The organism is Actinomycetospora aeridis, from assembly GCF_037400275.1.
Classification (GTDB): domain Bacteria; phylum Actinomycetota; class Actinomycetes; order Mycobacteriales; family Pseudonocardiaceae; genus Actinomycetospora; species Actinomycetospora aeridis.
Genome location: NZ_JBBEGL010000002.1, coordinates 345,808 through 360,494 on the forward strand (window position 1 = coordinate 345,808; position 14,687 = coordinate 360,494).

Consider the following 14,687-nt stretch of genomic DNA (forward strand, 5'->3'; position numbering starts at 1 on the left):
CTCAGGCGGACCTCAGGAAGGCTGCAGGCGGCCCAGGACCCCCGGCAGGGCGCCGGGATGGACCACGACCAGCGCACGTGTGGCGCGGGTGAGGGCGACGTAGAGATCGTTGAGCCCGCGCGGTGAGACGTCCACCACGCCCTGCGGATCGGCGACGACGACGGCGTCGAACTCGAGGCCCTTGGCGTCGGCGACCTCGCACACGACGACCTCGGAGGCGAGGTCCACCGCCGGGTCGCCCGGCGCATCGGCAGCCCCGGTCGGCCCCGCCGCCACCCCGAGCGCCGCGGCCAGCGCGTCGACCCGCGACCCCGGGGCGAGCACGGCCACGCGGCCGGCGCCCTCGACGTCGACGACCGCCGCCCGCGCCCGGCGGGCCTGCTCGACGGCGGCCTCCACCAGCCCGCGCTCGTCGGTCGCCACCGCCCGCGGCGACTCGCCCGCCTCGCGGACCGACTCGGGCGGCGTGGCCCCCGGGTCGATCGCGGCGAGCACGTCGGCGGCCACCGCCATGATCTCCGCCGGGGTGCGGTAGTTGACCGTGAGCACCTCGCGGCGCCAGCGCGCCTTCACGTACGGCGAGAGCACCTCGGCCCACGACGACGCCCCACCCCGCGCCCCGGTCTGCGCGACGTCGCCGACCAGCGTCATCGAGCGGCTGGGGCAGCGGCGCATGAGCACCCGCCACGCCATCGGGGAGAGCTCCTGGGCCTCGTCGACGATGACGTGCCCGAAGGTCCAGGTGCGGTCGTCGGCGGCCCGCTCGGCGGCCGACGCGTAGGTCGCCTCCCGGGTCCGGTCGGCGAGGACGCTCGCGTCGACGACGTCGGTGGGGCGCAGGAGCTCGGGGTCCCAGTCCTCCTCCATCGCGAGGATCTCGAGCACCCCGGCGGCGTAGGCCTCGTCGGCCTCGCGCTTGCGCTCCTCGGCCTCCCGGGCCGCCGTGTCGTCCTCGCCGAGCAGCTCGGCGACCTCGTCGAGCAGCACGGCGTCGGCGGGGCTCCACCAGGCGCCGTCGAGCAGGTCGTCGGGCACCCCGCCGGAGCGGGCCAGCAGGTCGCGGTCGGCGTCGGACCAGCCGCGCGTGGCCGCCCGCAGCCGCCGCTGGTCGGTCCACAGGTCGGCGAGCAGCTGCGGCGGGGTCAGCGTCGGCCACAGCTCGTCGAGCACGGCGCGCAGGTCGGGGTCGGCGCGCAGCCCGGCGCGGACGTCGGCGAGGTCGGCGCGGTCGAGCAGGGTGGTCGACCCGTCGACGTCGCGGCTCACCCGGTCGACCTCGCGGCGGGCGAGCTGGTCGACGACCTCGCGCACGAACGTGCGCTTCGCGTCGTTGTGGGGCCGCCGGGTGCGCCGGGCACGGGTACGGGCCTGGGCGACGACGTCGCGGTCCACCACGACGGGCTCGCCGTCGACGACGAGCCGGATCGGGCGGTGGGGCAGCTCCTGGCGGTCGCGCACGGCCGTCGCGAGCATCTTGCCCATCTCGAGGTGGCCCTTGAGCGCGGCGGCGGCCGGCGCCTCGGCGCGGTGCGCGGCGAGACCCGGGTAGAGCTCGCCGACGGTCGAGAGCAGCACGCTCGTCTCGCCGAGCGAGGGCAGGACCTGCTCGATGTAGCGCAGGAACGTCGGGTTCGGCCCGACGACGAGCACGCCGCGGCGGGCCAGCTGCCGGCGGTGGGTGTAGAGCAGGTAGGCCGCGCGGTGCAGGGCCACGGCGGTCTTGCCGGTGCCCGGTCCGCCCTCGACCACGACGACGCCGTTGGCGCTGGAGCGGATGACGCGGTCCTGCTCGCCCTGGATGGTCGCGACGATGTCGCCCATCCGCCCGGTGCGGCCCGCCGAGAGGGCCGCCAGCAGCACGGCCTCGCCGGTCAGCCCGGTGCGCTGGGTTCCCCGGGCCGCGGCGGCCGCTGCTGCTTCGTCGAGGTCGAGGATCTCGTCGTCGACGGCGGTGACGCGCCGGCTGCGCGAGCGGATGTGGCGCCGGCGGCGCACGCCGTCGGGCGAGGCCGCGGTCGCCGTGTAGTACGGCCGGGCCGCGGGCGCCCGCCAGTCGACGAGGAGGGGCTCGTAGTCGTGCTGGTCGTCGAGCAGGCCCAGGCGCCCGACGTAGAGGACGTCCTGGTCGAGGCCCTCGATGGCGTCTGGGTCACCGTCGACGGGCGGGGGCGGCGGGCGGTCCGGGTCGAGGTCGAGGCGCCCGAAGCACAGGCCCTGCTCCACGGCCGACAGCGTGGCGAGCTGCTCGGAGTACATCTGCGCGGCGGCGTCGCGCTCGGAGACCGCCTGCGGGGTGCCGGTGGTCTCGTCACGCAGGACGCGGGCGAGCAGCGCCGCCGTCTCGGCCCGGCGCTCGTCGAGCTTGCCGTAGAGCATCGAGACGTAGGGCTGTTCGGCCACCACGGGATCGTCATCAGGGGCGCGCGCGGTGTCGGCGGCAGACGGGGACGTACGGGTCACGCAGGCCTTCTCCAGCGGGCGGTCCGGCGCCGGTGTGCCGGGACGACCCTCCACGGTAGCGCTGTCCCCCGACCGCGCGCCGCCACCGAGGCGCTGCCCGGCGCTGGGAAGCCGCACCGGAGCCGTCGGTCGGTGTCCGGCGCGCGTCGGGGAGGTGGCCGGGTGGTGACGGGGCGGGTCTAGCCGGGGCGGGGTCAGGCGGGGACGTTGTGGAACACGTCGTCGTCCCCGGACGTGCGCACCACCCGGCCCTGCCCGGCGAGGACCTCCAGGTGGGCGTCGGTCTCGAGCACCGCGAGCATGCGATTGAAGGTCTCCATGTCCTCGAGGCGGTGCTCGCGGCGGGTCCAGCGCAGGGCGCCGGCGATCTCGGCCGCGGTCGGCAGGCCCTTCTCGACCGCCGCGGCGATCTCGTCGAGGCGCTTGTCGTGGTGGGCGACCAGCTCGTCGACGCGCTCGTGGACGCTCGGCGCGACGGGTCCGTGCGCGGGCAGCAGCAGGCGGTCGGGCTCGGCCCGCAGGGCGGCGAGCGACGAGAGGTAGCGGATCAGCGCGCCGGGCCGCGCCGCGGGCTCGAAGCCGATCGAGGGCGTGATGTGGGGCAGGACGTGGTCGCCGGCGTAGAGCATCGGCCCGTCGGCGGTGGTCTCGTCGACGAACACGAGGTGCCCGCGCGTGTGTCCCGGCGTCTCGCGGGCAACCAGCGAGCGCCCGCCCGCGCGGAGCTCCTGGCCGTCGGCGAGCCACTCGTCGGGGTCGGTGAAGTCGTCGGCCGGCGGCGCCTCCGCGGCGGCCACCCAGGAGTGGATCTCGGTGGCGAGCCCGGGGGCGCCCGCGCGCCGGAGGCCGACCATCTGCGCGTCGAGGCCGGTGTCGCGCCCGCGCACCGTCTCGAGGGAGTCGGCCTCGCCCGCGCCGAGGGCCACCCGCGCGCCGTGGGCACGGCGCAGCGCGACGGCCTGGCTGTAGTGGTCGCGGTGCACGTGGGTGACCAGGAAGCGCCGGATGTCGCCCGGCTCCGCGCCGATCCCCGTGAGCAGGCGCGCCAGGACGTCGCGCGACTCGTCGATCGACCAGCCGCCGTCGATCAGGGTCAGTTCGCCGGCGTCACCGTCGGGGGCCAGCGCGTACACGTTGACCGCGCGCAGCGAGTCGTTCGGCAGCGGCAGCGGCAGGCGGTGGACGCCCGGGACGACGGTCTCGAGCTCGGGTCTGGTCCACGCGTGCCGGTCGGAGATCACTCCCCGGAGGATGCCCCTGCCCCGGCGTGCTCCGCTGTGCGGGGGTCGCCCACGGCGGTGTCGGCCCGCTCACGCGCCTCGGCGCGCCGGGCGCCGGCCACGCCGAAGTGGTCGCCGCCCTTGCGCTTGACGTCGTCGGTGCCCCAGGACTGGGTGCGGTCGACGGGGACCATCCGCGGGATGTGCTTGCGGCAGTGGATGTAGGCCTCCTCGACGGTGACCTCCACCCACAGATCGGCCCGCCGCCCCGGCACCGCCTCCTCCGGGAGGTCGGGGTGCTCGGCGCGCAGCGCGTCGTCCTCGACGATGCGCGCCGAACCGTTGACGTGCAGCCCGATGAGCTCGTCGGTGAAGTCGATCATCATCAGCCCGACGTGCGGGTTCTCGCTGATGTTCCCGAGGCTCGCCATGACGCCGTTGCCGCGGTACTCCGGCCACGCCACGTGCCGGTCGTCCAGCACCCGGACGAAGCCCGGTGGCCCGGCCCGGAAGGTCGAGTCGCACTCGCCGTGGGCGTCGGAGGTCGCCACGAACGCCATCGACATCCGGCCCAGGAAGTCCTGCATCGACGGCACGAGGCGGTCGCACATCTGGTCGTCGTAGAAGCGTGCGGCCCGCGCGGACGTCCCGAGGGCGTCCTGCAGGGCGCGCTCGCCGGCGGAACCGGGACCGTCGGGGTGGGGGTCGGGCTGATCGGGCTGGGGGGTGACCCGGTCGCTCATCGACGCCTCTCCGCGGCCCGGGCGGGACCGCCGTGTCGGTGCGGCGGGACGGGCGGGGCGCCGGGGACGCGCCGCCCCTGGGGAGCCGCGTGGTCGGGGGACGGGTCCCGATGGAACCCTTTCGTCCGGGTGCTGTCGAGCCGCTCCGTAGCCCAACCCTCGCTCGGCGCAACCGATCTGCGCACTCCGCGGCAGGGTCGGTGGGCCGAACAGCCGCACTTGGGTGTGATGTGCATCACTCCGTGACACGGCCGAGACCGGACCGCCGCGTCGGCGTGACCGCGCGTCCGGGGCCTGAGCAGCCGCAACGGACCGCACACCCAGCGTTCCCGGAGCACTCCGGCCGGTGACGGGGTCTTCCCCGGCGACCTACTCTCGTGCGGGTCCGGACACCCGTGGCAGCTGGTGCCGGACCCGCGTCCGTCCCGCCCGGGCCTGTCCGGCGGACGCGGCCCCCGACCCCAGCGGTGACAGGCCGAACGCCGTCGCACCGGACTCCCCACCGGTCGCGCGGCACCTGGTTCGCTCCCCCTCGGCCAGGTCGATCGGCGGCGCGACGGAGACCCCGCATGTCCCGACACCGTGCGGCGCCCGCCCGAGCGGCGGCGCCTGCCCCCGAGGCACCCACCTCCCGCACCGCCACCGCGGTCCTGACCGGCGGCCGCCGCGCTGCCGACCCGACGGCGGTCCCCGCGCCGGCCCTGCCCCGCCAGGGCCTCACCGAGGCGCACCCCTCCGGGCCCCTCCCGCGGGCCCGCAGCGCCCGGGGCACGCGCTCCTCGCGGGGCCTCGATGCGGACACCGCCGCGCTCGACCTCGCGGCGATCGCCCTGGCGGCGGCGAGCGCCGGCCCGGCCGGCCGCCCGGCGGGCGGCGCGCACACCGGCGAGACGCGCCTCCCGCGCACCGGCTCCACCCCTGTCTCCGGCGCGGTGCCGGCGGCCGACCCGACGACGGGCGGCACGCCGCGCCCGGCCTACCCGGCCGCGGTCCCCAGCGCCCTCGCCCCGCCGACGCCCCCGCACGCGGCTCCGGCCGTGGGGCGTCGTGACCGCCGGGTCCCGCTGCCCACCCGCACCGCCGGGGCCCTGGCCCTGATCGGCGCGCTCGCCGGGGGCGGCGTCGCGGTGGTGGGCGGCAACGCCGTCCTCACCGCCGACCCGACCCCGACGACGGGCGAGTTCCGCGCCCCGGGGGCCGCCGACGTCGCGAACGCGGCGGAGAGCGCCGCCGCGGCCGCACAGCTGCCGGCCGCCGATCAGGGCGAGCGCCAGGGCGGCCGGCACCGGGCCGACACCTCCGCCGACAGCGGCGGCTACTAGCGCCCCCCGAGGCGCTCAGAGGCAACCACAGAGGCACACAGACGACGGGGCGGTCGGTGGTCCGGATGTCCGGACCACCGACCGCCCGTCGTGTCGTGCGGGTGATCGGCCTCAGCCGAGGGCGCTCACCAGTGCCTCGCGCTGGCGCGAGCCGAGGCCGGCGACGCGCCGGTCCTCGGGGATGCCGGCCTGCTCGAGCACGGCCGAGGCCTTGGCCGGCCCGTAGCCGGGCAGCGCCCGGACGAGCTGGGAGACCTTGGTCTTGCCGGCGATCGGGTCGCTCTTGCCGCGGTCGAGGACGGCGGGGATCGACTCCTCGCCGCTCTTGATGCCGGCCAGGAGCGCGGAGCGGGCCTGCCGGGCCTCGCGGGACTTGGCCTGGGCGGCCTCGCGCTGCTCGGGGGTCAACGTCGGGAGGGCCATCGCGGTGTCTCCCCTCTCTGTGGTGCGGTCGTCGCGGTGGAACCACGACGTCGGTCGGACCGGTCGCAACTGACGGTCACACGGACGGTCGGTCGACGCCGCACGCCACGCCGCGACGGTGCCGCGATCCGGACGCCCGGGCCGATGGTTGCGGGACCGTACACCCTCCGGATGGGTGCCCTGCCCCTGACCTGGGCGGATCACCGGTCCGTCGTCGACGTCGGCGCCCGCGGTGACATCCGGGCGACGGCGTTCACCCACGCGCGCCCCAGGCGACGCGGCCCGCGGCCGTGGCGTCGTCCCGTCGCGGTCAGCGACGGGGCGACGCGGCCCGGTACACGACGGCCGGGGGCAGGTTGCGCCAGACGACCGGAGAGGTCTCCACCTCGGCGAAGCACTCCCCGAGCTCCTCGCGCAGCGCCCGGGCGGGCGCGGCCCACGCCGTCCAGCGGTAGGCGAACTGCACGAACACGCCGTCGTCGGCCAGGGCCCGCACGACCGCCGGGAGCAGCGAGTCCTCGCGCCCCGGACGTGTCGCCGACCAGCCCAGCCCGCTGACCACCACGTCCGCCCCCTGGATGCCTCGCAGCGCGAGCAGGGCGTCGAGCTCGGCGACGTCGGCCGGCACCACCTCGACGGTCGCGAAGCGCTCGGCGAGGCGGTGGGCGAGCACGGGGTTGATCTCGACCGCGAGCTGGCGGCCACGGCCGGCGAGGCGGTGCGCGAGCAGCCCGGTGAACGCCCCGCTGCCCGAGCCGAGCTCGACCACCACCGGGTCCGGGGGCGCCGTGCGCAGCGCGGCGTCGGCCATCCCGCAGGCGAGCGCCGTGCTGCTCGGCCACACCGAGGCCGTCGCGACGGGGGCGCGGACGAACTGGGCGGCGAAGACGGCCCGGTCGGCGAACGAGGCGTCCGCGGGCCCGTCCCGCTCAGGCGACATGCTCGAGGTCCGGGGCGATCGGGAGCGCGGTGACGGGGCGCACGGCGGCGGGATGTCCTCCGAGGTCGGGTGGGAGGGCGGTCGCGATCGTCCGCGCGCACTCCCGGGCCAGGGCGCGGCGCGCGCTCGCCCGGGCGGGGCCGGCGGGCACCGCGGTGGTGTCGGTGGTGTCGATGACCGGGCCGGCGGTGACGTCGACGTCGACCCCCCGCGCGGCGAGCACGCGCAGCAGCGACGACGCCAGGGTGTCGTCGCCGACGAACGCGGCGGTGGCGTCGAGCGGGGCGTCACCGGGACGGTCGCCGCGGCGGCGGTAGCGCAGCGCCACCGGCACGACGGGGGCACCGGCGTCGGACGCGGCCTGGAACGCGGCGGGCCGGAAGGTGCCGAGGTCGCGGCCGCAGCGCGTGGTGCCCTCGGCGAACACCCCGATCGGGGTGCCGGCCCGCAGCGCCGCGGCGAGCGTGGCGACCGCGTCGGGCAGGGCGCGCAACCGGTCGCGATCGAGGAACACCGTGCCCGCCCGCGCGGCCATGAGCCCCAGCAGCGGCCACTGCCGGACCTCGGTCTTGGCGAGCATCCGCACGGGCGCGACGGCGTGCAGGGCGAACACGTCGAGCCAGGACACGTGGTTGGCGACGACGAGCGCCCCGGGCGGCGCGGCGGGCCCGGTGTGGCGCACGCGGACACCGCAGGCCGAGAGCACCGCGGCCGCCCAGAGCCGCTGCACCCAGGCCATCGCCGCCGCTCCGAGCAGCGGCACCACGAGCGCCGCGAGGAGACCCGCGAGGACCACGACGGCGAGGGCCGTGCCCCGGACCGTCAGCCGGACCGCCCGCACGACGCGGGCCCGCCCGGTCGCGGGCCCGGCGACGGGCAGGCAGCCCGGGTCGCACGGCGACGTCGGCGCCCAGTGGTTCACCACGCCGGTCACGCCTGCTCCCCGGCGAGGTAGCGGCGCCAGCGCGGGTCGATGGCGGTGTGGTCGAGCAGGATGAACAGGTCGGCGACGCCGAAGTCCGGGTCGAGGGCCGGGACGCCGCCGATCTCGGCGCCGAGGCGCAGGTAGCCCCACAGCAGCGGCGGCAGGCCGGCCCGGGCCGCCTTCTTCGCGCCCGGCGCCTCGGGGTCGTGGGCGCCGATCGGGGCCTCGCGCCACGGGCGGACCCGCCGCACGGCCGGGGCGAGGTGCTTCGAGGCCACGAGCGACCAGACGCCGCCGGGCATCGTCCCGTCGGCACCCAGCGGGACGCTCGCGCACCCGACGACCCACCGGCGCCCGGTGAGCATCATGTAGCGCAGGATCCCGGCCCAGACCAGGGAGAGCACGACGCCGTGGCGGTGGTCGGGGTGCACGCAGGAGCGCCCCACCTCGACGATGTCGTCGCGCATCCCGTCGAGGCCGGAGAGGTCGAACTCGGTGTCGGCGTAGAGGCCGCCCGCCTCCCGGGCGCCCTCGGGGGTGAGCATCCGGTAGGTGCCGACGATCTCGCCCGTCGCGTCCTCGCGCACCACGAGGTGGTCGCAGTGGGCGTCGAACGCGTCGGCGTCGCGACCCTCCGCGGCGGCCGCGAGCGCGATCTCGTCGTCCGCGGCGGGCCGGGCGCCCTGCTCGCCGGCGAACACCTGGTGCCGCAGCCGCTGGGCGGCCGTGACGTGGGCGGGCTCGCGGGTGAGGAGCAGGCTGTAGCGGCCGGCGGCGACCGCGGCGGCGTCCGCCGCCCCGGCCCCGTCGACAGCGACCGGCGCGGGGCCGGTGGGCGGCACGGCGGTCGCCGCGTCGCGCTCGTCCTGGCTCTCGGAGGCGGGTCCGGCGGACCGCGCCAGCACCTGGGATGTGGCCATGGGGCGGTGTCTACGGGCCGAGATCGCCCGGGGGCCCACCCCGGCGTGACGGTCGAGTGTGGTCCGGGTGAACTCGGCGCGCGGGACCGTGACCTGCCGCTCCCCGGGGGTACGTCCTGCCCGGGGACCCACCGCGAGCGTGTGGCATCACGGACGTCCGGTGTCAGCGGTGGGCCACCGCAGACACTGGACGTCCGTCACGCCACACGCTCGACGCGGCTCAGGCGGCGGGGGTCGCGACGGACCTGCCCTCGGCGGTCCCGTCGCCGGCGATCACGGCGGCGTAGTGGCCGAGGAGCTCCTCGCAGACCGAGGGCCAGGTGCGTCCGGCGACGCGGCGGCGCCCGGCGGCACCGAAGTCCCGCCGCGACTCCGGGTCGTCGCGCCACGCGGCCACCCGGCCGACGATCTCCGCGCCCGCGGTCGGCGAGGCCGGGTCGTAGAGCCAGCCGGTGCGCCCCACGTCGACGAGGTCGGCCACGCCGCCGGCATCGGGCGCGATCACCGGCAGCCCCGAGGCCTGGGCCTCCTGCACCGCCTGGCAGAAGGTCTCGTGGGGCCCGGTGTGCACGAACGCGTCGAAGGAGGCGTAGGCCCGGGCGAGCTCCGTGCCGCCCCGGAAGCCCAGGAAGCGCGCCGAGGGCAGCAGCTCCCCGAGCCGCCCGCGCGACGGGCCGTCCCCGACCACGACGACGCGCACACCGGGCAGGCCCTCCAGGGCCGCGAGCCGCTCCACCTGCTTCTCCGGGGCCAGCCGGCCCACGTAGCCGACGAGCATCTCGCCGTCCGGGGCGAGCTCCGCGCGCAGCGCGTCGTCGCGGCGCTCCGGGTCGAAGCGCGCGGTGTCGACCCCGCGGCCCCAGCGGTAGACGCGGGGCACGCCGTGGGACTCCAGCGCGTCCACCGCCCACCGTGAGGGCGCGAGCGTGCGCGTCGCACCGCCGTGCAACCGCCGGATCCAGCGCCACGCGGCCCGGGCGGTGAGGCCGACGCCGTACGAGGAGGCGAAGCCGGCGACGTCGGTCTGGTAGACGGCCACCGACGGCACGCGCAGGCGCCGGGCGACGGTGAGGGCCCGCGCCCCGAGGACGAACGGCGACGCGAGGTGCACGACGTCGGGCCGGAACTCCTCGAGCGCCGCGCGGACCGCGGGCGTCGGGACCCCGACCGGCAGCGAGTCGACGCCGGGCACGTCGACGGCCGGGACCCGGACCACCGGGACGTGCGGGGCACCCGGCACCACGTCGGGCCCCGCGCCCGGCGCGATGACCATGGCGGTGTGGCCGCGGCGCTGCAGGTGGGCGACGACCTGGAGCACGGAGTTGGTGACGCCGTTGACGGCGGGCAGGAACGACTCGGTCACGACGGCGACGCGCACAGCCGCACGGTGGCCGCCCTAGGGGCCCCGTCGGCCGACAAGGACGTGTCCCTCGTCCTAACACCGACCCAACACTGCGTTCGGGTCGTTCCCGGAGATCCGTTGATAGATCACCCACCGTCAGATCGTGTCCGGCCGATGGCGCTCCACCGGCGTGTCGCGCCCCGAGTCCCCGGCATGTCGATCACGGACGGTGGATGAGGGGACTTGTGCTGCGCGTGTCGGGGGAATCCCTCGTGTTGACAGCTCGGTAGTGCTGTCGGCTACTGGACAGCGAGCACGACACGAAGCGAGTTCGCGGGTCACCAGGCGAAATCGATGGGCGCAGGGCGAACGGAGGGGAGGAGCACCGTGGTCGACGACTCCTCCTACCCCTGGCCGCTCGGTCCGCCCAACGCCGCCAACTTCGACCTCCCGAGCTCCGCGCGCGTCTACGACTTCCTGCTCGGCGGGACGTCCCACGGCGCCGTCGACCGCATGATGGGCCGCGACCTCGCCCGCGCCGAGCCGCTCGTCGTGTCGATCGTGCGCGAGAACCGGTCGTTCCTGCGCCGGGCCGTCACGTACCTGGCGTACGCGGGCATCGACCAGTTCCTCGACCTCGGCTCGGGCATCCCGACGATGGGCAACACCCACGAGGTCGCCCGCCGCGTCGTCCCCGACGCGCGGGTGGCCTACGTCGACATCGACCCGGTCGCGGTCGCCCACGGCGAGCTGCTGATCGGCGCGTCGGCGTCGGGGGTGTCGGTCACCCAGGCCGACATGCGCTACCCCGACAAGGTCCTCGCGGCGCCCGCGGTCACCGACGTGCTCGACTTCTCGCGGCCGGTCGGCGTGCTGATGTTCTCGGTGCTCCAGCACGTCTCGCCCGACCACGACCCCGGCGGGGTCGTCGACGAGTTCGTCGCGCGCGTCGTGCCCGGCAGCGCGCTCGCCGTCTCCCACCTGACCGGCGACGACCCGCGCATCGACATCGACGCGATCTGCGGGCCGACCCGCGCCTACCCGAACGGCCGCGCCACCCCACGCTCGGCGGCCGAGCTCGCCGAGCTGGTCGACGGCATCGAGCTGGTCGACCCGGGCCTCGTCTACGCCGCGCAGTGGCGCCCCGAGGCCCGCCGCCACCGGGGCCCCCTCGACGAGCCCTGCTGCGGGCACCGGGCGGCCGTGGGTTTCGTGCCCGCCTGACCTCCCCGCCCGGCGGCGTCCGCCGTCCTCCCTCGGTCCATGCACCGCTCGGCTCGACCTCTCGCGACGTGGTCGCACCGAACGGAGCAGCCCGAACCGGTCGCCGCTACTCCGTTCGCCGCCGAACGCGACATCTCGACCACTCACCGCGACGTCCGGCCGAGGGCCCGTCACGTCTTGTCACGGAAGGTCTCGGTTCGGTTACGGTCCCGGTCGCGTCGTTCCGCTCCCCGAGCACCACCCCGGGCGGCGCGTAGGGCCCGATCCGGGCCCGACCACCCACCCGGGTCGACCCCAGGGCCGACACCCCGAGACGAACCGGAGCCCCGATGTCTGGTCGCCACCACCTGCCGTCCGCCTCGTCCCGCCCGCTGCTCAAGGCGGGCGTCGTCGCCGCGGCTGCCGTCACCGGCCCGCTCGCGATCACCGGCACCGCCATGGCCGCACCGTCGGTCTCGCCCGAGTCGAACGCGACCTGGGACCGCCTCGCGATGTGCGAGAGCACCCAGAACTGGGAGGCGGACACCGGCAACGGCTTCAAGGGCGGCCTGCAGTTCACCGACTCGACCTGGAGCGAGTTCGGCGGCGAGCGGTACGCCTCCTCGCCCGACGAGGCCAGCCGCGAGGAGCAGATCCGCGTGGCCAAGAAGGTCCAGGACGAGCAGGGCTGGAACGCCTGGCCGACCTGCTCGGAGAAGCTCGGCCTGCAGTAGTCGCTCGCCGGGCTGTGTCAGCCTGGCGGCCACACGCGGCACGGAGCGGAGCGGGAGCTGCCGCGCCGAAGGCCGAGCACTGACGTTCAACGTCAGGAAATCCGCCCGCGCGATCGACGCCCTGCCACGATGCCCGGTATGCCCGACGCCGACGTCATCGTGGTGGGAGCCGGCCTCGCCGGTCTCGTCGCCACCGCCGAGCTCGCCGACGCGGGCCGCCGCGTGATCCTGCTCGACCAGGAGCCGGAGGCCTCCCTCGGCGGGCAGGCGTGGTGGTCGTTCGGCGGGCTGTTCCTCGTCGACAGCCCCGAGCAGCGCCGTCTGCGGGTGCGCGACTCCTTCGACCTCGCCTGGTCCGACTGGACCTCCAGCGCCGGCTTCGACCGCGCCGACGAGGACCGCTGGGGCCGCGAGTGGGCCCGCGCCTACGTCGAGTGGGCCGCCGGCGAGAAGCGGGCCTGGCTGCACGGCATGGGCGTGCGCTTCTTCCCCGTCGTCGGCTGGGCCGAGCGGGGCGGGGCGTCGGCCACGGGGCACGGCAACTCCGTGCCCCGGTTCCACATCGTCTGGGGCACCGGCCCCGGCATCCTCGAGCCGTTCCTGCGCCGGGTCCACGCCGCGGTCGCCGACGGGCGCGTGACCATCCGCTGCCGCCACCGCGTCGACGCCCTCGAGACGACCGCCGGCGCCGTCACGGGCGTCTCCGGCACGCTGCTCCGGCCCTCCGAGGTCGCCCGGGGCGAGTCGAGCTCCCGGGAGGCCGTCGGGTCCTTCACGCTCGCGGCCGGCAGCGTCGTCGTCACCTCGGGCGGCATCGGCGGCGACCACGACGCCGTCCGGGCCGCGTGGCCGGACCGTCTCGGCCCCCCGCCGCGGACCATGATCTCCGGGGTGCCCGCCCACGTCGACGGGCGGATGATCGGGATCAGCGAGGCCGCCGGCGGGCGCGTGGTCAACCGCGACCGGATGTGGCACTACACCGAGGGGATCGTCAACCACTCCCCGGTCTGGCCGCTGCACGGCATCCGCATCCTGCCCGGCCCGTCGTCGCTGTGGTTCGACGCCGAGGGCCGGCGCCTGCCGGCGCCGCTGTGGCCCGGGTTCGATACCCTCGCCACGCTCGAGCACATCGGACGCACCGGCCACGACCACACGTGGTTCGTGCTCAACCAGCGCATCATCGAGAAGGAGTTCGCGCTCTCGGGCTCCGAGCAGAACCCGGACTTCACCGGCCGCGACATCCGGCTGACCCTCCAGCGCGCCCGCCCGGGGCCGACCGAGCCGGTGGCCGCGTTCCAGCGTGCGGGCGAGGACTTCGTGACGGCCGGCTCGCTCGGCGAGCTCGTCGGGAAGATGAACGCCCTCACCCCCGAACCGCTGCTCGACGTCGCGACCATCGAGCGCGAGGTCCTGGCCCGCGACGCCGAGCTCGCGAACCCCTACGGCAAGGACGGCCAGCTCGCCGCCCTCCGCTCGGCGCGCGCGTACCTGGGCGACCGCCTGGTCCGCGTCGCCCCGCCGCACCGCATCCTCGACCCCGCGGCCGGCCCGCTGGTCGGCGTGAAGCTGCACGTCCTCACGCGCAAGACGCTCGGCGGGCTCTGGACCGACCTCGACGGGCGGGTGCTGCAGCACGGCGGCTCCCCCCTGCCCGGCCTGTACGCGGCCGGCGAGGCCGCGGGCTTCGGGGGCGGCGGGGTGCACGGCTACCGCTCGCTGGAGGGGACGTTCCTCGGCGGGTGCCTGTTCTCCGGGCGCCAGGTGGGTCGCGCGCTGGCGTGAGCCCGATACGAGCGATGCGGCTTTGCTGGCGTCTGACGCCAGAATCGCTGCATCCTCGCTCGCGCGACACGCCGAGCGCGGCGACGCACGGGGTGAGTCAGCCTGGCGGCCACGCTGACGCTCAACGTCAGGAACGCCCCCACGATCTTGGCGGTAGCTCGTTCGAGTGGTGCGAGGGCCGCGCCAGGTCGTGGCGCTAACGACCGGGCCGATCCGCTGCGATGCGCGGTGCATGACGCAGTCGGGGGGACGCAACGCCGTGCGGTACGCGCTGGGCAGCACGATCGTCGGCGTGATGGCCGCGGCGACCGTGGTGCTGACGTCCGTGGCACCGGCCGCGTCCGTCGCCGCCGAGCCCGCCGTCGCGGTCGTCGCCCCGGTCGCTCCGGCCCCGCTCGCCGCCGCGGCCCCGGTCACCGCGCACCCGACACCCACCACGTCCCGGACCCGGGCGTCTCACGACGCCTACCGCCCCCGTGCCACGAGCACCCGCGGGAGCTCCTCCGGCTGTGGGCAGCGCGCGGTCACCGCGGGCCGGTTCGACGCGTCGTGCGACGAGTACCAGGGCTACCTCGACCCCGGCACGTCCGCCGGCCGCGCTCCGAGCTCCGGCGAGATCCAGACGCAGTGGGGCTGCGAGCAGGGCTACATCCCCGAGGACGAGTGCGGCTGA

Annotated in this window: 13 protein-coding genes; 5 read left to right on the forward strand and 8 right to left on the reverse strand. The window is 76.4% G+C overall.

Going from position 1 to position 14,687, the window contains the following annotated elements; all coding sequences use genetic code 11:
• Positions 1-12: 12 nt before the first annotated feature.
• From WCD41_RS07095 to WCD41_RS07105, 3 genes are all read right to left on the reverse strand, one after another.
• A complete protein-coding gene (locus tag WCD41_RS07095; protein ID WP_507237351.1) occupies positions 13-2,400 on the reverse strand; it encodes a HelD family protein in 2,388 nt (795 codons plus the stop codon).
• Between the two features lie 254 nt (positions 2,401-2,654).
• A complete protein-coding gene (locus tag WCD41_RS07100) occupies positions 2,655-3,701 on the reverse strand; it encodes an MBL fold metallo-hydrolase (RefSeq protein ID WP_337712702.1) in 1,047 nt (348 codons plus the stop codon).
• On the reverse strand, positions 3,698-4,423 hold the full coding sequence (locus WCD41_RS07105) for a pyridoxamine 5'-phosphate oxidase family protein (protein WP_337712703.1): 726 nt from the start codon (positions 4,421-4,423) through the stop codon (positions 3,698-3,700). The genes WCD41_RS07100 and WCD41_RS07105 overlap by 4 nt, the downstream gene beginning before the upstream one ends.
• A 569-nt stretch (positions 4,424-4,992) precedes the next feature.
• Between WCD41_RS07105 and WCD41_RS07110 the strand changes: the two genes are divergently transcribed.
• Complete coding sequence (locus tag WCD41_RS07110) at positions 4,993-5,745, forward strand: hypothetical protein (protein WP_337712704.1); 753 nt, start codon at positions 4,993-4,995, stop codon at positions 5,743-5,745.
• A 111-nt stretch (positions 5,746-5,856) separates the two neighbouring features.
• Here the strand turns inward: WCD41_RS07110 and mihF are convergent, their stop codons facing one another.
• From mihF to WCD41_RS07135, 5 genes are all read right to left on the reverse strand, one after another.
• Positions 5,857-6,168: an integration host factor, actinobacterial type gene (gene mihF, locus WCD41_RS07115; protein WP_274284601.1), complete on the reverse strand. Its 312-nt coding sequence runs from the start codon at positions 6,166-6,168 to the stop codon at positions 5,857-5,859.
• Positions 6,169-6,478: 310 nt separating this feature from the next.
• The gene (locus WCD41_RS07120; protein WP_337712705.1) at positions 6,479-7,108 is read right to left on the reverse strand and encodes a class I SAM-dependent methyltransferase; all 630 of its coding nucleotides are present in this window, start codon (positions 7,106-7,108) and stop codon (positions 6,479-6,481) included.
• Positions 7,098-8,042 carry a lysophospholipid acyltransferase family protein gene (locus WCD41_RS07125; protein WP_337712706.1) on the reverse strand — a complete coding sequence of 315 codons (945 nt, stop codon included), beginning with the start codon at positions 8,040-8,042 and terminating at the stop codon, positions 7,098-7,100. Before WCD41_RS07125 ends, WCD41_RS07120 begins: the two co-directional genes overlap by 11 nt.
• The gene (locus WCD41_RS07130) at positions 8,039-8,953 is read right to left on the reverse strand and encodes a GNAT family N-acetyltransferase (protein WP_337712707.1); all 915 of its coding nucleotides are present in this window, start codon (positions 8,951-8,953) and stop codon (positions 8,039-8,041) included. The genes WCD41_RS07125 and WCD41_RS07130 overlap by 4 nt, the downstream gene beginning before the upstream one ends.
• Positions 8,954-9,173: 220 nt before the next feature.
• The gene (locus WCD41_RS07135) at positions 9,174-10,331 is read right to left on the reverse strand and encodes a glycosyltransferase family 4 protein (protein ID WP_337712708.1); all 1,158 of its coding nucleotides are present in this window, start codon (positions 10,329-10,331) and stop codon (positions 9,174-9,176) included.
• 351 nt (positions 10,332-10,682) lie between these two features.
• Between WCD41_RS07135 and WCD41_RS07140 the strand changes: the two genes are divergently transcribed.
• From WCD41_RS07140 to WCD41_RS07155, 4 genes are all read left to right on the forward strand, one after another.
• Positions 10,683-11,519 carry an SAM-dependent methyltransferase gene (locus tag WCD41_RS07140; RefSeq protein ID WP_337712709.1) on the forward strand — a complete coding sequence of 279 codons (837 nt, stop codon included), beginning with the start codon at positions 10,683-10,685 and terminating at the stop codon, positions 11,517-11,519.
• Positions 11,520-11,848: 329 nt separating this feature from the next.
• Positions 11,849-12,232, forward strand: a complete 384-nt coding sequence (locus WCD41_RS07145; protein ID WP_337712710.1) for a transglycosylase family protein — start codon at positions 11,849-11,851, stop codon at positions 12,230-12,232.
• A gap of 138 nt (positions 12,233-12,370) precedes the next feature.
• Positions 12,371-14,014, forward strand: coding sequence for an FAD-binding dehydrogenase (locus tag WCD41_RS07150; protein ID WP_337712711.1), 1,644 nt, complete (start codon positions 12,371-12,373; stop codon positions 14,012-14,014).
• Between the two features lie 232 nt (positions 14,015-14,246).
• Entirely contained in the window at positions 14,247-14,687 is a 441-nt protein-coding gene (locus WCD41_RS07155) for a hypothetical protein (protein ID WP_337712712.1), read from the forward strand.

Coding starts and splice junctions, on each gene's coding strand:
- WCD41_RS07150 (WP_337712711.1), top strand. CDS start 12,371: ATGCCCGACGCCGACGTCATCGTGGTGGGAGCCGGCCTCGCCGGTCTC.
- WCD41_RS07155 (WP_337712712.1), top strand. CDS start 14,247: ATGACGCAGTCGGGGGGACGCAACGCCGTGCGGTACGCGCTGGGCAGC.
- WCD41_RS07120 (WP_337712705.1), bottom strand. CDS start 7,108: ATGTCGCCTGAGCGGGACGGGCCCGCGGACGCCTCGTTCGCCGACCGG.
- WCD41_RS07105 (WP_337712703.1), bottom strand. CDS start 4,423: ATGAGCGACCGGGTCACCCCCCAGCCCGATCAGCCCGACCCCCACCCC.
- WCD41_RS07110 (WP_337712704.1), top strand. CDS start 4,993: ATGTCCCGACACCGTGCGGCGCCCGCCCGAGCGGCGGCGCCTGCCCCC.
- WCD41_RS07145 (WP_337712710.1), top strand. CDS start 11,849: ATGTCTGGTCGCCACCACCTGCCGTCCGCCTCGTCCCGCCCGCTGCTC.
- WCD41_RS07130 (WP_337712707.1), bottom strand. CDS start 8,953: ATGGCCACATCCCAGGTGCTGGCGCGGTCCGCCGGACCCGCCTCCGAG.
- mihF (WP_274284601.1), bottom strand. CDS start 6,168: ATGGCCCTCCCGACGTTGACCCCCGAGCAGCGCGAGGCCGCCCAGGCC.